The sequence below is a fragment of the Myxococcus sp. AB056 genome (assembly GCF_006547365.1).
Taxonomy (GTDB): domain Bacteria; phylum Myxococcota; class Myxococcia; order Myxococcales; family Myxococcaceae; genus Myxococcus; species Myxococcus virescens.
Map to the genome: position 1 here is coordinate 60,597 of NZ_VHLB01000024.1, position 18,644 is coordinate 79,240.

Below are 18,644 nucleotides of genomic sequence, written 5' to 3' on the forward strand. Positions count from 1 at the left end.
ATGTCCGACCCTAAATCCGCTGACCGCAGCCGTTCGAAGCTGGTGCTCGACGGCGTCCCCTCCAAGCGCTGGTGGAAGTTCCTCCTGAAGACCGCGGGATGGCTTTCGCTGACCGGGGCCACGGGCGCCGTGGTTGCCGTGACGGCCGTGTACTACGTGTACGCGGATGGGTTGCCCGCCATCCCCAAGGTGGACGAGTACTGGCCGCCCATCGTCACCGAGGTCTACACGGATGACGCGGTGCTGGCCGGCGAGTTCTACGAAGAGCGCCGCAAGGTGGTGCCCTACGAGCGGATTCCGAAGCGCCTGGTGCAGGCCTTCATCGCGTCGGAGGACTCCAGCTTCTTCGACCACTTCGGCGTGGACGTGCTGGGCACCGCGCGCGCCGGCTTCAAGACGGTGAGCTCCAAGCTGGGGCTGCGCTCGGGCGGCATCCAGGGTGGCTCCACGCTGACGCAGCAGACCGCGAAGGCGGTGCTCATCTCCGCGGAGGGCTACAAGTCCGCCACCGCGAAGACGCTCACCCGCAAGATTCGCGAGGCCATCCTCGCCCGGCGCCTGGAGGAGTCGCTGACGAAGGAGGAGATTCTCTACCTCTACCTCAACAACGTCTTCCTCGGGCACCACAGCTACGGCGTGCAGAGCGCGGCGGAGAACTACTACCGCAAGGACGTGCGCGACCTGACGCTGGGCGAGATGACGCTCATCGCGGGCCTTCCGCAGGCGCCCAGCCGCTACTCGCCCTTCCTGCGCCCGGAGGCGGCCCGCAAGCGCCGCTCCTACGTGCTGCGCCGCATGTTGGTGGAGGGCATGATTTCGCAGGAGGAGCACGACACCGCCAACGCCGAAGAGGTGAAGGTGTACCCGGTGGAGGACGTGTTCCACGAGTTCGCGCCGTACTTCGTGGAGCAGGTGCGCAAGGACGTGGTGGACCGGTACGGCAACCCCGTGCTGCTCAAGGCCGGCCTCAAGGTCTTCACCACCATGGACAGCGAGCGCCAGCGCGCCGCGCAGGACGCGGTGCTCCACGGCCTGCTGTCGGTGGACAAGCGCCAGGGCTGGCGCGGCCCGGTGGAGCAGCTCGCGTCGAAGGAGGCCATCCGCGCCTTCATCGACCGCTCGAAGAAGCTCATGGGCGCGAAGGAGCTGGTGGAGAACCGGCTCTACGTCGCCGTCGTCACGTCCATTGACGGGGACGGCAAGGGCGCGGACGTGCAGGTGGGCGGTCACGCCGGGCGGCTGCCGCTGCTGGGCATGCGCTGGGCGCGCAAGGTGAACCCGGAGGGCTACTACCCGGCGATGATGATTAGCTCGGTGAAGAAGGCCATCTCCGAGGGCGACGTCATCGTGGTGCGCCACGTCACGAAGAAGGACCTGACGGACGACAAGGAGCAGTGGGACAAGAAGCTCGCGGACGAAATCCCCAGCGAGGGCGTGAAGCTCTTCCGCCTGGAGCAGACGCCCGAGGCGCAGAGCGCGCTCGTCTCCATCGACCCCCACCGCCAGTACCTCACCGCGATGGTGGGCGGCTACGACTTCGACGACAACGAGTTCAACCGTGCCTTCCAGGCGTGCCGTCAGCCGGGCAGCTCCTTCAAGCCCTTCGTGTACTCGGCGGCGCTGGAGCAGCTGAACTGGACGCAGGCCACCGTGCTGGTGGACTCGCCGATCGTGGAGCACGACCCGGACACCAAGGTGTCGTGGAAGCCGGCCAACTACAGCGACAAGTTCGAAGGCGAGGTGCTGCTGCGCACGTCGCTGGTCAACTCGCTGAACGTGCCCGCGGTGAAGACGTTCGGCGCGGTGGGCGTGAAGAACATGGCCGCGTGGAGCACGAAGCTCGGCATCACCACGCCCATGAACATGGACTTCTCCGCGGCGCTGGGCTCCTCGTGCGTGTACCCGGTGGACCTGGCCAACGCCTACGCCACCTTCAACCGCTACGGCCGCAAGAAGCCCACGTACTTCATCCGCAAGATTGAGGACCGCTGGGGCCGCACGTTGGAGGACCACACGGCCTTCGACGACGCGTGGGCGCCCCTGCAGGACCGCGTGGCCGCCGGCTACGCGCGCCTCTTCGAGCCGGGCGAGCAGGTGATGAGCCCGGAGGCCGGCTTCATCCTCACGCACCTGCTGCGCGGCGTGGTGCTCCAGGGCACCGGCGGCCCGGCGCAGCGCTTGGGCAAGCCGGCGGCGGGGAAGACGGGCACCACCAACGACTCCTTCGACGCGTGGTTCGCCGGCTACACCCGCGACCTGGTGACGGTGGCGTGGGTGGGCTACGACCTGAACCCGCATCCGCTGGGCCGCTACGAGACGGGCGGCCGCGCCGCGCTCCCCATCTGGCTCAACTACATGAAGAGCGCGCTGGAGGGCCGGCCGCAGTCCGAGTTCTACCCGTGGCAGTCCATGGACCTGGTGCGGCTCCACATCGACAAGAAGACGGGGAAGATTGCCCCCGCGGGCTCCCGGGATTCGGAGCTGATGTTCTTCAAGAAGGGCACCGAGCCGAAGGACGCGGTGCCCGACAAGAACACGGTCGACGTGGATCAGTTCATGATGGGCGCGCAGTAGCGCGGAAGGCGCGCGCTGGGGCCAGGTGCCGCTCCAGCGCCTGGCGCAGGGCGGTGGTGTCCGGCCCCGCCTCCAGCACCGAGCGCGTGGCGGTGGGGATGACCTGCGCCTCGCGCCCGGCGAACAGGCGCTTCAAGTCGTCGAAGCCGGCGCCCTGCGCGCCGATGCCGGGCGTGAGCAACAGCGCGCCGCCGAGCCGCTCGATGACGCCGCGGTCCGAGTCGGGGAGGGTGGCGCCCATGACGGCGCCCGCCACCGGCGCCGCGTCCTGGCCGGGCTTCTCGTTGAAGGCGCGCAGGCCGTCCGCCAGGGCCTCCGCCACGGTGCGGCCGTCCTCGCCGCGCGACATCTGGAGTGACGTGCCCTCCGGGTTGGAGGAGCGCACCACCAGGAAGGCGGCGGCGGCGGATGCGCGCGCCCGCTCCAGCGTCTTCAGCAGCGCGCCCAGGCCCAGGTAGGCGGTGAAGGTGGCCGCGTCCGCTTCGTAGGCGCTGCCCTCGCCGAAGACTGTCTCGGCGTAGGCCTCCATCGTGGAGCCGATGTCCCCTCGCTTCACGTCCAGCAGCGTGAGGGTGCCCACGGACTTGAAGCGCCGCATCAGCTCCTGGAGGACCTGGAGGCCCTCGGGGCCGTGGCGTTCGAAGAAGGCGCTCTGCGGCTTCACCACCGCGACGGAGCTGCCCGCCGCGTCGGCCACGCGCTCGCAGAAGTCGCGCAGGCCCCGCGCGTTGTCGGGCAGGCCCCAGCGCGTCAGCAAGTCTCTCGACGGGTCGATGCCAAGGCAGAACGGTGAGCGCTGCTCGGCTAGCTGGCTGAAACGGTGGGCGAAGGGCTGTGGCGTCGTCACAGGGCGGCTCCGGGAAAGGGGAGGAGGGAAGGTCAACGCAGCCGCCGCGCGGCCGCGTCGAAGAGCGGATTGGGCAGTACCTTCGCCATGCGCGTGGGCACCGCGAGCTGCCAGGGGAAGGACACCTCCGCGTCGCCCCGGACGATGCCCCTGCCCATCAGCTCCACCGCGTCATGCGTCTCCATGAGGAAGGGCATGGGGAAGTTGTTGGTGGCGGTCAGCTCGCTCTTCACGAAGCCGGGATAGATGCAGGTGACGTGCACGCCGGTGCCGCGCAGGTCCACGCGCAGGCTCTCCATGAAGGTGGACAGGAAGGCCTTGGACGCGGAGTAGGCCGCGTGGCCGGCCAGCCCGCGGAAGCCCGCGAGGCTGGAGACGCCCACCAGGTGCCCGCGCTTGCGCTCCACCATCTGGGGCAGCACGGCGCTCAGCGTGGCGGCGGCGCCGGTGACGTTGGTGTCGATGATGCCGCGCACGCGCTCCCACGAAAGGCGCTTCGCATTCGTCGTGCCGCCGATGCCCGCGTTGGCCACCACCATGTCCAGCCCGCCCGCTGCCGCGTCCAGCGCGCGGATGCGCTCCAGGGTGGCGTCCGCCTTCGTGACGTCCAGCTCCACGGGCTCCACGGTGACGCCGGTCGCCTGGGCCTCGTCCCGCAGGGCCTGGAGCTGTGGCAGGCGGCGTCCAGCGGCGAACACGCGGACGCCCCGCCTGGCGAGCCACAGCGCCAGCCCGCGTCCCAGGCCGCTGGATGCACCCGTCACCAACGCCGTCCGGTAGCTCATCTCCGCCATGCAGTCCTCCCGTGTGCTGCCGGGCTTCTGGCACGGTTGGCAGGGGATGAACAGCGGCGCGAGCCGCGGCGCGCCATCCAGCCAACGTCTAGACGCGAGGCCAGTACGGCCGCATCGCCTCGCGGCTCGCCCGCAGCGCGTCCTTTGCGTCCGCGTGCGTTTCACCCGTGGGGAAGCTGTCCTTGCGCCCGGCGAGCACCTCCACGCAGGCATGCACGGATTGGGACAAGCCCTCCAGCGAATAGCCGCCCTCCAGCAGCAGCACCAGCCGGCCCTGGCACACGCTGTCAGCCAGGGACTTCATCGCCGAGCACATGGCCGCGAAGCCGCGCTCGCTGACGTCCATGCCGCCAATCGGGTCGTGCTGGTGCGAGTCGAAGCCCGCGGAGACGAGGATGAGCTGGGGCCGGTACGCCTCCGCCACGGGCAGCAGCAGCTCCTCGAAAATCATCCCGTAGTCCGCGTCCGAGTTGCCGCCCGGCAGGCCCACGTTGACGGTGTAGCCCTCGCCCGCGCCAACGCCCACCTCCGGCGCGGCGCCAGTGCCCGGGAAGTAGGGGAACTGGTGCACCGACTGGTACATGACGTCCCGGCGCGACCAGAACGCCGCTTGCGTGCCGTTGCCGTGGTGCACGTCCCAGTCGAGGACCAGCACGCGCTCGGCGCCCAGCTTCCGGCCCGCCTCCGCGGCGATGGCCGCGTTGTTGTACAGGCAGAAGCCCATGGCCTTGTCGGGTTCCGCATGGTGCCCGGGCGGGCGCACCAGCGCGAAGCCGTTGCGGGCCTCGCCCTTCATCACCGCCTCCACCGCTTGCACGGAGGCGCCCGCGGCCAGCCGCGCCGCGTCCACGCTGTCGGGAGACACCTGGGTGTCCGGGTCGATTTGCGCGCGGTGCCCGTTGATGCGCTGGAGGTACGCCAGCAGCTCCGGCGTGTGGACCGAGGCCAGCTCCGCCTCCGTGGCGGAGCGCGGGGCGGTCATCACCGTGCCCTTCACCGGCGTGCTGGCCAGCACCCCGAGGATGCGGCGCAGCCGGGAGGGCGACTCGGGGTGGCCCTGCCCAGGGTCGTGCTGGAAGAAGAGGGGGTCCGTCAGTAGCAGGGTGGAGGACATCGGGATGACCTTACGCATCCGCCAGGCGGGAAGTCAGCGCCCCCGGGGGACAGGCCGCGTTGGCGCCCTGTTCTTGCCCTGCCGGTGTTTCCCTCCCTACAGTGCCTCGTCTTGGCTCTCCGGTTCAAGAAACCCGGCCTGCGCAGCCTGCTGCTGGGCTCCTTCGCGCTCGTCCTCGCCCTCATCCTGGGGACGCTCTTCTTCGTCGTCCCCTCGCGCGTGGAAGCCCACCTGGAGCAGCGCCTGCAGAAGCGGGGCGAGGCCCGCGCAAGTCAGGCCGTCAGCATGCTGATGGCCCAGCCCGCCGCGGCCCTGCCCGACAGCTTGGAGCGGCTGCGCGCGGGCGACGATGACTTCAAGGTACTGGCCGTCCTCTCCAGCGAGGGTCAGGTGCTGGCCACCCACCCGGCCGAGCCGCCCGCGTGGTTCCTGGCGGAGCTGAAGGCCCGGCAGGGCCAGCCGCTGGATGGCTTCCGCTTCGCCAATGGTGACCGCTCCGTGGCGCGCTCGGTGACGCTGTCGGGCGGCGTGGTGGGGCAGGCGCTGCTGGTGCTCGACAACTCCGGGCTGGACGCGGTCCTCACCGAACTCCAGCGTGTCGTGATGCTCGCGTTCGGCATCGGTCTGGCGCTGTTCCTGCTGGTGGCCTTCTTCATCTCCCGCGCCTTCATCCTGGTGCCGCTGGACGCGATGATGGGCATGGCCCGGCGCTTGGCGGAGGCGGACCTCACCGGCCGCGTGGACGTGGGGACGCGGGACGAGCTGGGCCAGCTCGCCGAGGCGCTCAACCGCATCGCCCAGAGCTGGCGCGACACGCTGGGCCGGGTGCGCGGCGTGTCGGACGTGGTGGCGGGCGTGGTGGAGCAGATTCACCGCACGGGCACCACGGTGTCGTCCGGCGCGGGCACGGTGCAGGCGCGCGTGGAGGAGACGTCCTCCTCCATGGTGGAGATGATGGCCTCGCTGCGAGGCATCGCGGAGAACGTGGAGGTCCTCTACCAGAGCGCCGAGGAGAGCAGCTCCTCCATCATGGAAATGGCCGCCACCAACGACGAGGTGGCGGAGAACGTCCAGGCCATGGCCGCCAGCGTGGAGGAGACCACCAGCGCCATCGAGGAGATGACGTTCTCCATCAAGGAAGTGGCCACCAACATCCAGGAGCTGTCCGCCTCCACGGAGGAGACGTCCTCGGCCATCAGCCAGATGGACGCCGCCATCGGTCAAGTGGAGGCCAACGCGAAGGAGACGGCCCGCCTGTCCGAGCAGGTCTTCGACGACGCGCAGACGGGCGTGGAGTCGCTGCGCAAGACGCTCACCGGCATCGACCGCATCAAGGAGACCAGCCGCAGCGCGGCCCACGTCATTGAAAGCCTGGGCCGGCGCATCTCCGAGATTGGCAACATCCTCAACGTCATCGACGACGTGGCGGAGCAGACGAACCTGCTGGCGCTCAACGCGGCCATCATCGCCGCGCAGGCGGGGGAGCACGGCAAGGGCTTCGCGGTGGTGGCGGAGGAAATCAAGGACCTGGCCGAGCGCACCGGCGCGTCCACGAAGGAGATTGCCGAGCTCATCCGCAGCATCCAGGAGGAGAGCCGCAACGCCGTGGTGGTAATGAACCAGGGCGTGCGCAGCGTGGAGGAGGGCGTGCAGCTGGGCCGGGAGGCGGAAGGGGCGCTGCGCAAAATCAACGACAGCACCCAGAAGTCCACGCAGATGGTGAAGGCCATTGCCCGGGCCACCGTGGAGCAGGCGCGCGGCAGCAAGCAGGTGACGGCCTCCATCCACCGCATCAGCGAGACGGTGCAGCAGATTTCCAAGGCCTCCAACGAGCAGGCCCGCGGCGGCGAGCAGATCATGAAGAGCGCGGAGAAGATGAAGGCGCTCACCGCCCACGTGCAGCGCAGCAGCCAGGAGCAGGCGCACGGCAGCAAGCAGATCACCCGCTCCATCGAGAGCATCAACGAGATGGTCACCCACCTGAACCGTGCCCAGAAGGAGCAGACGAAGGGCAGCGAGCAGGTGCTCAAGGCGGTGGAGACCATCAAGGGCGTGTCCGAGCACCAGACACGCTCCGTGAAGCAGCTGGAGGAGGCCATCGACAACCTCCAGCGTCAGGCGGAAATCCTCCGTGCGGAGGTTCGCCGCTTCCGGGTGTAGACACGTCTTCATGCCGAATCAACGACAGGTCTCCGAGCGCGCCGTGGTGGCCCTCATCGGCGCGGTCCAGTTCGTCAACATCCTGGACTTCGTGATGGTGATGCCGCTGGGCCCGGACTTCGCGAAGGAGCTGGGCATCGCGTCGTCGCACATCGGCATCATCGGCGGCGCGTACACGGCGGCCGCCAGCGTGGCGGGGCTGGCCGGTGGCTACTTCCTGGACCGCTTCGACCGCCGCAAGGCGCTGGCGGTGTCCATGCTGGGCCTGGTGGTGGCCACCGCGGCGGGTGGCTTCGCCACGGGCATGTCCACGCTGCTGCTGGCGCGCGTGGTGGCGGGCATCTTCGGCGGGCCGGCCACGTCGCTGTCGCTGTCCATCATCGCGGACCTGGTCCCCGTGGAGCGGCGCGGACGTGCGCTGGGCGCGGTGATGGGCGCCTTCTCCGTGGCCTCGGTGGCGGGCGTGCCCATGGCGCTGAAGCTGGCCGAGTTCGGCGGCTGGCGCGTGCCCTTCTTCGGGGTGGCCGCCATGGGCCTGCTGGTGGTGCTGGGCGCCATCTTCTACCTGCCACCCGTGCGCGGCCATCTGGACGCGGGGCCCCGCAAACAGGCCGGCGTGCTCGAGCTGCTGGGCAACCGGGACATCCAGCTGTCGTACGTGATGACGGCGTTGGTGATGATGGCGGGCTTCGTCCTCATCCCCAACCTATCCGCCTATCTGCAGCAGAACGTGGGCTACCCGCGGGAGCTGCTCTGGCTGCCGTACTTCGTCGGCGGCATCGCCAGCTTCGCGACGCTCCGGGTGGCGGGGCCCATGGTGGACCGGTACGGCTCCTTCAAGGTGGGCACGGTGGGCTCCGCGCTGGTGCTGCTGTCCACCTACGTGGGCTTCGTCCACCTGCCGCGCTGGATGCCCGTGCCCGTCATCTTCACGCTCTTCATGGTGGCCATGGGGACGCGCAACGTCGCGTACAACACGCTGACGTCCCGGGTGCCGGACACCCCGGTGCGTGCGCGCTTCATGTCGCTCCAGTCCGCCGTCCAGCACATGGCCGCCGCCGTGGGGGCCTTCCTCAGCGCCCGGCTGCTGACGGACCTGCCAGACGGGACCCTGGGCGGCATCCCCCGGATGGCCGGAGTGTCCATGGTCCTGACGCTGTTGCTGCCCGCCTTGCTGTGGGTGGTGGAGCGGCGGGTGCGCAGCAGGGAGCAGGCACGGGCGCTGGCGGTGGCTCCCTCGCAAGGAATGGCGGTTCCGCTCTCGCCCGGGGCGGATTCTCACGCGTAGTATGAAAGGGAGCCTTCGGGTTGCCTGCCGCCCATTCCGGGTGGCGGGCGGATGCTTTGGCGAGACGAACGGTTGCGCCTGTCTCCCCGGGGCGCGATAAACCGGGCTGCTCCGGGGAGCGCGTCAGGAAAAATGTTCAACATCGGCGCAGGCGAAATGGTGTTCATCCTGGTGGCCGCGCTGCTCATTCTCGGGCCGCAGCGGTTGCCCGAGCTCGCGCGCGGCATCGGCAAGTTCCTGCGCGAGTTCCGCCGCCAGACGGATGAGGTCCGCAACGTCGTGGAGCGTGAGTTCTACGCCATGGACCAGGAAATCGGAGAGCCTCCCACCGCGCCCGTGCGGCCCGGCACGCGCTTCGCCCCCCAGCCGCCGCAGGCCGTTGGGGGGCCCGAGGCCACCCTGCCTCCCGCCACGGACGGCGCGTCGCCTCCGGCCGATGCGGCGACTCCTCAGCCCTCGTCGCCCACGCAGGTGCTGGAAATGGACGCGCAGGGGCCTCGTGAGGTGGCCACCTCCGACGTGCATGCCGGGGAGACGCCCGCGCAGGACGCCGCGACGGCGGAGCCGGGCGCGGAGCCCACCGCCGAGGCGCCGCCCGAGCCCGCTGCTTCCTCCGCCACCTCGCCCACGCTGTCGCCCATCCCGGGGACGGTGGCGCGCAACGCCCCGAAACGGAGCTGAGTCCTGAGCCCCCCGCCCATCAACCCCGGTGCCGACTCCGAGCTGCGCATGAGTCTGGCGGATCACCTGACGGAGCTCCGCTCGCGCCTCATGCGGTGCACCATCGCCGTGCTCGTCCTGGGGACGATTTCGCTCGTCTTCGCCAAGCCGATTTTCGGCCTGCTGATGCAGCCGGTGCTGGATGCGCTGCCGCCCGAGAATCGCTCGCTCATCTACACGTCCGGCATCGAAGAGCTGAACGTCCTGATGAAGGTGGGCGTGTACTGCGGCATCTTCCTCACCACGCCCGTCATCCTGATGCAGATCTGGGGCTTCGTCTCGCCCGGCCTGTATCCGGAGGAGCGCCGCTTCGCCGCGCCCTTCGTGGCGTTCGGCTCCATCGCCTTCCTCCTCGGCGCCGCCTTCTGCTACTTCGCGGTGCTGCCCTCCATGTTCAAATTCCTCCTGAACGAGGAGGAGACGCTCGCGCTGGAGCAGCGCCTGGACACTGCCCGGCTGCGCGCGGATGACGCCTTGCGCTTCCTGCGCCTGGGCGAAGCGGAGGAGGCGGGGCGCATCGCGAAGGAGACGAGCACCCAGTTGCGCGCGGAGGGCCAGGGTCAGGCACCCGCGCCCGAGGTCGCGCCCGCCGCCAGCGTGGAGATGACGGGGCGGCTGGATGGCCTGGGGCGGCTCTTGGACGCGGCGTCGGTGGGCTACGGCGCGCAGTCCCGCGGCGTGCTGCGGCAGGCGGTGGAAAAGCGCGTGGAGGCCGTGACGGCCTACGAGAAGAAGGACTTCGCGGCGGCGGCGGCGGCCATGGACGGCTCGGCGAGCCTGCTGGCGGGCATCGCCCCCACGCGCACCGAGGAGCTGGCGGGGCTGTGGCGGTTGGAGAAGGAGCTGGCCACGGCGCACGCGGCGCATGAGGCGGCGCGGTGGACGCGGCCCATGTTGTCCATGCACGAGCAGCTCTCGCTGGTGCTGCTGCTCATCCTCGCCTTCGGCATCATCTTCGAGCTGCCGCTCGTCATGGCCCTGCTGGGCGTGGTGGGCGTGGTGAAGTCTTCCTGGCTCTTCAGGTACCAGCGCCACGCCTTCGTGGTGTGCCTCATCGCGGCGGCCATCATCACCCCCACGGGAGACGTGGTGAACCTGTCGCTGATGGCTGGCCCCATGCTGCTCTGCTACGAGCTGGGCGTGCTGCTGGTGTGGATGGTGGAGCGGCGTCGCGCGCGGAACTCGGCGGAAACGGGCATCACCCCGGCGTCGTAGTCGAGGAGCCTCCATGAAGCAGTCCCGCAGGCACTTCCGGGCCAATCTGCGCTACCTGCGGGCGCTGGTGCGGCGCTTTCGCACCACGCTGGTGCTGTCCGCCGCGTTATTCCTGGGAGGGCCGCTGCTTTTCCATTGGCGCTTCGTCGGGCCGGACGGCGATCGCATCGACTTCGGCGAGGCGCTGCACCACACCTACTTCCTGCTCTACGGTCAACCGTCGCTACCCTATGTGGACGACTGGCTGGTGGAGCTGCTCAACCTGGTGATTCCGCCTTCGGGCATTGCGCTGGTCGCGGATGGTGTGGTGCGCTTCGCGTACCTCTTCTTCGCCCGGCACAAGAACGACAAGGAGTGGATCGAAGTGGTCTCCGAGACGATGAAGGGCCACGTCGTGGTGTGTGGAGCGGGGCGGGTGGGCTACCGCGTGGTGACGCAGCTGCGGGAGATGGGCAAGGACGTGGTGGTGGTGGAGAAGCGCGAGGACGCGGCCTTCGTGTCCGCGCTGCGCGACGAGCTGGTGCCGCTGCTCATCGACGACACGCGCAGCCCGCTGTGCCTGCCTCGCACCAACGTGAAGGACGCGTCTGCCATCGTCTGCGCGACGGACGACGACCTGGCGAACCTCAACATCGCCCTGGATGCGCGCAAGCTCAACCCGGACATCCGCGTGGTCATCCGCCTCTTCGATGACGACTTGAGCGGCAAGGTGCGCGAGACGTTCAAGGCGGAAGCGCTCTCCAGCTCGTCGCTGGCGGCCCCGGCCATGGCGCTGGCGGCCATGGACCCGCGCATCGTCCACTCGTTCCACCTGGCGAAGCACCTGATGGTCGTCTCGCTGTTCGAGGCGCGCTTGGGCCTGCCGGGGCTCACCATCTCCGAGGTGCGGGACCGGTTCGGCTGCCTGGCGCTGTCGCTGCAACGCAATGGCGAGGAGCGGCTCCACCCGCAGGGGGATGAGGTCATCCGGCCTGGAGACGTGCTGTCGCTCCAGGCGTCCTATCCGGAGTACCGGCGGCTGCGCGCCTTCACCCACGAGGCCGATCCGCCCCTGTGGTCCCACCACGCGCCGGTGGCCGTGGTCACGCCTTCGTCCCGCAAGGTGGGTTGAGGGCGGGGCGCACTTCCGGCCAGCGCGGGAAGGCGTGCTCCGGGCTCCTGGCCGTGGGCAGGGCGAGCGCCCGCGCGAGCAGGACGGCCATGGCGTCCCACTCCAGCAGGAAGCCGTCGTGCCCATGCTGACTGGACAGCGTGGCGTGCTCGGCGTGGAGGCCGTGCTCGCGCAGCCGCCGCGCCAGTGTCGCCATGTGGCTGGGGAAGAAGAGCTGGTCGGTGTCGATGCCCACGCACAGCGCGCTCGCGCGGATGCGGGCCAGGCCGCCTCCCGGGAAGCGTGACAGGTCGTGGTGGTCCATGGCGCCCAGCTGCGCCAGGTACGCGCGCGCGTCGAAGCGGCTCTCCAGCTTCTGGCCCTGGTATTCCAGATAGCTGTGCATGGGGTGCAGCGCGCGTGAGGACCACTCGGCGGGGCGGCCCTGGAGCGCTTCCAGGCCGGGCTCCGCGCGGTAGGTGAGCATCGCGAGCTGCCGGGCCAATTCCAGGCCCCGGCGGGGGGACTCGGGGAAGCCCGGGTCCATCAGCAGGGCCTGCCGCGCCACGTGGTTGAGGCCCACCACCCACGCGGTGGCGGACTCCGTGGTGGCGATGGGGAAGAGTCGCGCGAAGCGCTCCGGCGCCAACGCCGCGAGGCAGAGCACCACCATGCCGCCCAGGGAGCCGCCGGTGACGAGCTCCACGTCGTCCAGACCCAGCGCGTCCATGGCCAGCAGGATGCTCCGGGCCTGGTCCCACGGCGTGACGGTGGCGGGCAGGCGCTGTTCGTCCTGGCGCAGGTCGCCCTTGGGCAGCGGCAACGGCGGACCGAAGCGCGCGTCATCCGTCCGCAGCGGGAAGCCCTCGTCGGCCGGGCCGCTGGTGCCGTAGCAGGAGCCCAGGTTGTTGAAGCACAGAAGCCGCACGCGGGACGGGTCCAGCGCGCGCCGCGGGCCGATGAGTGGCTCCCACCAGCCGCCCTTGCCGCCCGCGCGCATGTCGCCGGTGAGCGCGTGGACCAGCAGCACCGTGGGGACGGACGCGGGGGCTCGGGCCGGGCCTCGATGACGGGCTTCCGCCGCGAGCGCCTGCTGTTCGGCCACGGTGCGGCGGACGACGCGCAGCGCGCTCGCCTGGGCTTCGTCCTCGGAGAGGACGCGCGCGCGTGACTCGAGCCAGGGGACGTCCTCCGCGGGGCCCCACCACCAGCCGCGGACGAGGTGGTTCGTGATGCGGGCGCCTGCCTCCAGCGTCAAATCGGGCAGGGAGACGTCGAAGACACGCGGGGCGGGAAGGTGGGTGGTGGGCACGGAGACTCTCCGGGAGCGATGCGGGAACGGCCGTCCTGAATGCGGAGGGAGGGGAGAAGACGGCGTGCCGTCAGGTGGAGGCGCGCGGCGAGGACAGGGAGGCGCGCGTCCAGAAACGACGGAGCCCACCAACCCTCGCGGGTGGATGGGCTCGATGGCTCACCAGGGTCGGACGGACATCAGCCGAACTTGGAGGGCGAGAGCCCACCCGGCATCGACATTCGACACATGGCGTTTAGCGACGTCATTGGCGCCAACGGATAAGCGCTCGTCTTGCCGGAGTCAAGTCAACCCACCGCCGTGCACTGCGCCGCGACGACCTGGGGCGCGTCGTCCACAACCTGCCACACGCGCGTGTAACGGAAGTTCCCTTCGAAGCGGGCCCCCTGGAACTCACCGGATAGCGCGGCATGGACGACGACCACGGCGCCCGCGGAGAGGTAGCGGAAATGTGTGTCGGTGAAGTCCACCCGTGTGAGGCGCAGGGCTCCCGAGCGATGCGATTCCAGGTCGGATTCCTTGTCGAGGACGTGGCCGGTGTGGCTGACGAAGAGGAGGTCGTCGGAGAGGAGGGCGTCGAGCGCGGCGACATCGCTCGAGAGCATGGCCCGTCTCAGCGCCTCCTCCGCGGCCAGGAAGTCTTCCTCTGGAAGCATGGCGATCCTTGTCTGAGGCGACGTGCGGGGTGGAGCTTCCGGGTATTGCACAATGACACCTCATGTCATCGCACGCCCGGCGCGCGAGGACATCGCAAGAACCGGGTTGCTCCACCATGTGTTGGCGGACATACGTTTTCGCGAAGCGCATCCCAGGAGCATCGGCATGGCATCCAGCGACTACGCCCGCATCGAACAAGCCATCCTCTATCTCGACGCACATGCGCGCGAGCAGCCGTCCCTGGACGACGTGGCCGCGCACGTGGGGCTGAGCACCTTCCACTTCCAGCGGCTCTTCTCGCGCTGGGCGGGCATCAGCCCCAAGCGCTTCATCCAGGTGCACACGCTGAGCTCGGCCCGTCGCCTGCTCGACGAGCGCCGCAGCGTGCTGGAGACGTCGCTGGAGGTGGGCCTGTCGGGCAGCGGCCGGCTGCATGAGCTCTTCGTGACACTGACGTCGATGACACCGGGGGAATACAAGCTGGGCGGCGAAGGGCTCACCGTGCGCCATGGCGTCCACCTGTCACCGTTCGGCGCGTGTCTGCTCGCCGTCTGTGAGCGTGGCATCTGCGGCCTGCACTTCCTCGCGGGTGAATCAGAGGCGGAGGCGCTCGCCTCGCTGCGCAAGCAGTGGCCGCGCGCCACGTTCGAGGCGTCCGCGGAGGACACGGCGCCGTGGATGGAGCGCATCTTCCAGGCGGGACACGGTGGTTCGGAGTCGAGCCCCTTGTCGGTGCTGGTGCGGGGCACGCCCTTCCAGGTGCAGGTGTGGCAGGCGCTGCTGCGGGTGCCGTCGGGCGAGGTGACGACGTACGAGGACCTCGCACGCGCCATTGGCAAGCCCAAGGCGATGCGCGCCGTGGGCTCGGCAGTAGGCGAGAATCCCGTGGGGCTCCTGATTCCCTGTCACCGCGTGCTGCGCAAGACGGGCGTCTTCGGGGAGTACCGCTGGGGCGCCTCACGCAAGCGGGCGATGCTGGCGTGGGAGGACTTGCGGTACGACGGCGCGCCGGTCAGCGGTATGTGAGCAGCGCGCGCTGGGGGCCTTCGAAGTGGCTGTGCTCGTTGAGCGTGGACAGATAACGGCCGCGCTCGCTGTAGATGACCTTGGTGAGGCCGCAGTTCGCCAGCGTCAGGTTGAGGCGGAAGGCGTGCTCGTCGGGGATGCGGAGCAGCTCCTGGCAGATGGCGGTGATGGTTCCCCCGGAGGTGAAGACGAGCGCGTTCTTCGACGCGCCCATCTCCTGGATGAGGGCATCCATCGCGCGGCGGCACCGCTCGCCGAAGGCGGACCAGGGCTCGGTGTACTCCGCGTCGTGCTGGCCGGTCACCCAGCGCGCCACGGCGTCGGTGAAGAGTGCCTGGTAGGCCCGCCGGGGCGACTCCGTCTGAGACAGCTCCGCTCGGAGCACCTCCGGGTCCGCGTAGCGTGGTGTGTGCCGGGCGACGATTTCCTCGTGGTCGAACTCGTTGAAGCCCGCCGTCTGCACGGCCACGGTGCCGCAGCCGAGCGCGGCGAGGCACGCCTCCGCCGTCTGCCGGTGCCGCGCCATGGTGCCGGTGACGACGGCGTCCACGCGGGGGAGCCGCTCGCGCAGGGACTCACCGAGCACCCGGGCCTGTACGAGGCCCGTCTCCGACAGTTGGTCGTAGTTCGCCGCGCCGAACGAGGCCTGGCCGTGCCGGACCAGATACACCACGCCCATCAGCGCGCCCCCTTGCGGATGAGCCGGTGGCAGCGCCAGCCCAGGTAATTGACCAGCACCCAGAAGTTCTTGAACGCGGGGTTGCGCGTCTGCTTGTGGTGGTAGCGGTAGTAGATTTGCTGGGCGATGACGGCGAGCCGGAAGAGGCCGAACACCTCGTAGAAGGTCCAGTTGGCGGGCTTCAGCTTCGTCTGGTCCAGGTAGTACGCCACGACCTCTTCGCGCCGGAGCATGCCGGGCAGGTGCGTGGGCTGGCGCCGCGTGGAGCGCATCAGGAAGTCGTCGTCGGCATGGACCCAGTAGGCCAGCGCGCTGCCCAGGTCCATCAGCGGGTCACCCAGGGTGGCCATCTCCCAGTCGAGCACGCCGATGATGCGCGTGGGCTCCTCCGGGGCGAGCACCACGTTGTCGAAGCGCCAGTCGTTGTGGATGACGCACGTGGCGATGTCCGCAGGCGTGTTCGCCTTGAGCCAGTCGCGTACGTAGCGGAAGCTGGCGACGTTCCACGTCCGTGCCTTCTCGTAGCGCGCCGACCAGCCCTCCACCTGCCGCGTGGGATAGCCCGGCCCCTTGCCCAGCGACGTCAGGCCCACGGCCGCCGGGTCCACGGCGTGCAGCTCCACGAGCTTGGCGATGACGTTGAGGCACAGCGCTTGCGTCTGCTTCGCGTCCAGCGCCAGCCCCCGGGGCAGGTGCTTGCGCGGGATGAGCCCCTCGATGCGCTCCATGACGTAGAAGTCGGAGCCCAGCACGGCTGGGTCCTGGCACAGGCCCACCATGGTGGGCACGACGGGATAGGCCGGCTTCAGCGCCCGCTGCACCGTGTACTCACGGGCCATGTCGTGCGCCGACTTCGCCTTCGTCCCCGCAGGAGGGCGGCGCAGGATGAGGTCCCGGTTGGCGTACTTCAGCCGGTACGTCCAGTTGGAGGCACCGCCCGCGTACTGCGTGACTTCCGGCGTGCCTTCCAGCGTGGGGACCTGGGCCTTGAGCCAGGCATCCACGGCGGGGAGGTTCAGCTCCTCGCCCGGGCGCACGGCGCCAGCGGGGTCGATGGTCGCGGTCGGTGGCATCGGTGGGCTCTCTCTGGCTCAGCTCGGCTTCGGCTGCGAGCCGGGGCGCATGCCTCGCGTATTCCGGCGCAGCATCCACGAATAGAGCTCACGCGGCAGCAGGCGCTTCAGCCGCCAGGTCCTGCGGCCATCCGCGTGGGGCAGGACGTAGAAGCCGCGCTCGGCCACCGCGTCGAACACGTCGTTGGCGATGTCATCCGCGGTGATGGCGGAGCGCTCCAGCAGCCGCGCCATGGTGGCTCCCAGCCTCGGGTCCGTGGTGCGCAGCGAGTCACCCAGGTTCGTCTTGAAGAAGGACGGGCACACGACGCTGACGCCGATGCCGAACTCCGCCAGCTCGTTGTGCAGCGTCTCGGACAGCGACACGACGGCGGCCTTGGTCGCGTTGTAGCTGCTCATCAGCGGCACATCGAGCAGGCCCGCCATGGACGCCACGTTGACGATGTGGCCGTGGCCCTGCTTCTTGAAGGCAGGCGTGAACACCTTGCACCCACGCACGACGCCCAGCAGGTTGATGTCGATGATCCACTGCCAGTCATCAATCGACACGTCCTCGATGGCGCCCGCCTGCGCGACACCGGCGTTGTTGATGACCACGTCCGCGCCGCCCCACTGGGCCGTGAGCCAGTCCAGGGCCTCGCGCAGGTCCTCCTCGCGCCGCACGTCACAGCGCAGGTAATGGGCCTGGGGCGCCAGCGCGGAGAGCTCCTTCAAGGCCTCCTCGCCGCGGGTGTCGTTGACGTCGCCGATGCAGACCTTCCAGCCGGCGCGAGCGAAGCGCACGGCGATGGCCTTGCCAAGTCCGCTGGCACCACCGGTGATGAAGATGCGTTGAGTTGCCATGGCTGTCAGCTCCGGGAGAAGCCCCGCTTCGACAGCTCGATGCGGGCGATGAGACCCTTGTGCACTTCGTCCGGGCCATCCGCGAGGCGCAGGCTGCGCGCCTGGGCGAAGAAGCCCGCCAGCGGCGTATCTTGGGATACACCCGCGCCGCCGTGAAGCTGGATGGCGTCATCCACCACCTTCTGGAGGACACTTGGCGCGACGACCTTGATGGCGGAAATCTCCGTCATGGCTCCGAGCGCCCCCACCTGGTCCATCTTCCAGGCCGCGTAGAGCGTCAGGAGCCGCGCCTGGTCGATGGCGATGCGAGCCTCCGCCACCTTCTCGCGGTTTCCACCCAGGTTGAGGAGCGGTTTCCCGAAGGCCGTGCGCTTCATGCCCCGGTCAATCATCAGCTCCAGGGACCGCTCCGCCGCGCCGATGCAACGCATGCAGTGGTGGATGCGGCCCGGTCCGAGCCGGCCCTGGGCAATCTCGAAGCCCATCCCCGGTCCGGCGATGACGTTGTCTCGCGGCACGCGCACGTTGTCGAAGTGCACCTCGCCGTGGCCGTGGGGCGCGTCGTAGTCGCCGTACACGGGAAGCATTCGGCGGATGCTCACGCCCGGCGCGTCCAGTGGCACCAGCACCATGGAGTGCTGGTGGTGGCGGTCCCCTCCGGTGTCGGGCGTGCGGGCCATGAAGATGACCACCTTCGCGTTGGGGTGCCCCAGGCCGCTGGACCACCACTTGCTGCCATTGAGGACGACCTCGTCGCCGTCGACGATGGCGGTGGCCGCCATGTTGGTGGCATCCGACGAGGCCACGTCCGGCTCCGTCATGCAGAACACCGAGCGGATGTCCCCGGCCAGCAGCGGCTTCAGCCAGCGCTCCTGCTGCGCCTTGGAGCCGTACTTCCAGAGCACCTCCATGTTGCCGGTGTCCGGGGCGCTGCAGTTGAAGACCTCGGGGGCGATGAAGCTGCGGCCCGTCTCCTCGGCGATGGGGGCGTACTCCAGCGTGCTGAGCCCGGCGCCGAGCTTCTCGTCGGGGAGGAACAGGTTCCACAGCCCCTGGGTCTTCGCCAGGGCCTTCAGTTCCTCCATGACGGGGGGCACCCGCCACGTCTTCCAGTCGCCGCCCTGGGCGGTGGCTCGGAGCTCTTCGTGATAGCGGGCCTCCGCCGGCAGGATGTGCTCGCTCATGAAGCGCTTCACGCGCTCCAGGTAGTCCTTGGCTCGCTCACTGGGCTCGAAGTCCATGGCCTTCATCC

General features: G+C 69.5%; 16 protein-coding genes. 7 read left to right on the forward strand and 9 right to left on the reverse strand.

All coding sequences use genetic code 11. The annotated features are described in order from the left end of the window. On the forward strand, positions 1-2,574 hold the full coding sequence (locus tag FMP39_RS13575; protein WP_141590307.1) for a penicillin-binding protein 1A: 2,574 nt from the start codon (positions 1-3) through the stop codon (positions 2,572-2,574). Here FMP39_RS13575 and pyrF read toward each other — a convergent pair. The 3 genes from pyrF to FMP39_RS13590 form a co-directional block, all read right to left on the reverse strand. Beyond that, positions 2,555-3,421: an orotidine-5'-phosphate decarboxylase gene (gene pyrF, locus FMP39_RS13580; protein ID WP_141590308.1), complete on the reverse strand. Its 867-nt coding sequence runs from the start codon at positions 3,419-3,421 to the stop codon at positions 2,555-2,557. The genes FMP39_RS13575 and pyrF overlap by 20 nt on opposite strands. Before the next feature lie 32 nt (positions 3,422-3,453). After that, positions 3,454-4,215 carry an SDR family oxidoreductase gene (locus tag FMP39_RS13585; protein ID WP_141590309.1) on the reverse strand — a complete coding sequence of 254 codons (762 nt, stop codon included), beginning with the start codon at positions 4,213-4,215 and terminating at the stop codon, positions 3,454-3,456. An 88-nt stretch (positions 4,216-4,303) separates the two neighbouring features. After that, positions 4,304-5,347 (reverse strand): histone deacetylase, encoded by a 1,044-nt coding sequence (locus tag FMP39_RS13590; RefSeq protein WP_141590310.1) that lies wholly within the window; start codon positions 5,345-5,347, stop codon positions 4,304-4,306. A 93-nt stretch (positions 5,348-5,440) separates the two neighbouring features. Between FMP39_RS13590 and FMP39_RS13595 the strand changes: the two genes are divergently transcribed. From FMP39_RS13595 to FMP39_RS13615, 5 genes are all read left to right on the forward strand, one after another. Next, positions 5,441-7,489, forward strand: coding sequence for a HAMP domain-containing methyl-accepting chemotaxis protein (locus tag FMP39_RS13595; protein WP_141590311.1), 2,049 nt, complete (start codon positions 5,441-5,443; stop codon positions 7,487-7,489). Positions 7,490-7,499: 10 nt separating this feature from the next. Next, positions 7,500-8,777, forward strand: a complete 1,278-nt coding sequence (locus FMP39_RS13600; RefSeq protein ID WP_141590312.1) for an MFS transporter — start codon at positions 7,500-7,502, stop codon at positions 8,775-8,777. Positions 8,778-8,909: 132 nt separating this feature from the next. Further along, positions 8,910-9,458: a twin-arginine translocase TatA/TatE family subunit gene (locus tag FMP39_RS13605; protein WP_141590313.1), complete on the forward strand. Its 549-nt coding sequence runs from the start codon at positions 8,910-8,912 to the stop codon at positions 9,456-9,458. A 48-nt stretch (positions 9,459-9,506) separates the two neighbouring features. Then, on the forward strand, positions 9,507-10,712 hold the full coding sequence (locus tag FMP39_RS13610; RefSeq protein WP_141590314.1) for a twin-arginine translocase subunit TatC: 1,206 nt from the start codon (positions 9,507-9,509) through the stop codon (positions 10,710-10,712). A gap of 13 nt (positions 10,713-10,725) precedes the next feature. Next, positions 10,726-11,823 (forward strand): TrkA family potassium uptake protein, encoded by a 1,098-nt coding sequence (locus FMP39_RS13615; RefSeq protein WP_141590315.1) that lies wholly within the window; start codon positions 10,726-10,728, stop codon positions 11,821-11,823. On the opposite strand, the gene FMP39_RS13620 is transcribed toward FMP39_RS13615, so the two are convergent. Then, positions 11,795-13,114: an alpha/beta fold hydrolase gene (locus tag FMP39_RS13620; protein WP_141590316.1), complete on the reverse strand. Its 1,320-nt coding sequence runs from the start codon at positions 13,112-13,114 to the stop codon at positions 11,795-11,797. The two genes, FMP39_RS13615 and FMP39_RS13620, sit on opposite strands and share 29 nt — an antisense overlap. 287 nt (positions 13,115-13,401) lie before the next feature. Then, on the reverse strand, positions 13,402-13,770 hold the full coding sequence (locus FMP39_RS13625) for a nuclear transport factor 2 family protein (RefSeq protein WP_228557962.1): 369 nt from the start codon (positions 13,768-13,770) through the stop codon (positions 13,402-13,404). Positions 13,771-13,936: 166 nt separating this feature from the next. Here FMP39_RS13625 and FMP39_RS13630 point away from each other — a divergent pair, with 166 nt between their 5' ends. Then, positions 13,937-14,797 carry a methylated-DNA--[protein]-cysteine S-methyltransferase gene (locus FMP39_RS13630; protein WP_194858385.1) on the forward strand — a complete coding sequence of 287 codons (861 nt, stop codon included), beginning with the start codon at positions 13,937-13,939 and terminating at the stop codon, positions 14,795-14,797. Here the strand turns inward: FMP39_RS13630 and FMP39_RS13635 are convergent. Genes FMP39_RS13635 through FMP39_RS13650 form a run of 4 tightly spaced genes read right to left on the reverse strand, consistent with a single transcriptional unit; the run spans position 14,784 to position 18,633 of the window. Next, the gene (locus FMP39_RS13635; RefSeq protein WP_141590318.1) at positions 14,784-15,476 is read right to left on the reverse strand and encodes a histidine phosphatase family protein; all 693 of its coding nucleotides are present in this window, start codon (positions 15,474-15,476) and stop codon (positions 14,784-14,786) included. The two genes, FMP39_RS13630 and FMP39_RS13635, sit on opposite strands and share 14 nt — an antisense overlap. Further along, the gene (locus FMP39_RS13640; protein WP_141590319.1) at positions 15,476-16,549 is read right to left on the reverse strand and encodes a phosphotransferase family protein; all 1,074 of its coding nucleotides are present in this window, start codon (positions 16,547-16,549) and stop codon (positions 15,476-15,478) included. The genes FMP39_RS13635 and FMP39_RS13640 overlap by 1 nt, the downstream gene beginning before the upstream one ends. 18 nt (positions 16,550-16,567) lie before the next feature. Then, positions 16,568-17,392: an SDR family oxidoreductase gene (locus FMP39_RS13645; protein ID WP_141590320.1), complete on the reverse strand. Its 825-nt coding sequence runs from the start codon at positions 17,390-17,392 to the stop codon at positions 16,568-16,570. 5 nt (positions 17,393-17,397) lie between these two features. Beyond that, positions 17,398-18,633 (reverse strand): acyl-CoA dehydrogenase family protein, encoded by a 1,236-nt coding sequence (locus tag FMP39_RS13650; RefSeq protein ID WP_141590334.1) that lies wholly within the window; start codon positions 18,631-18,633, stop codon positions 17,398-17,400. Between the last annotated feature and the right edge of the window lie 11 nt (positions 18,634-18,644).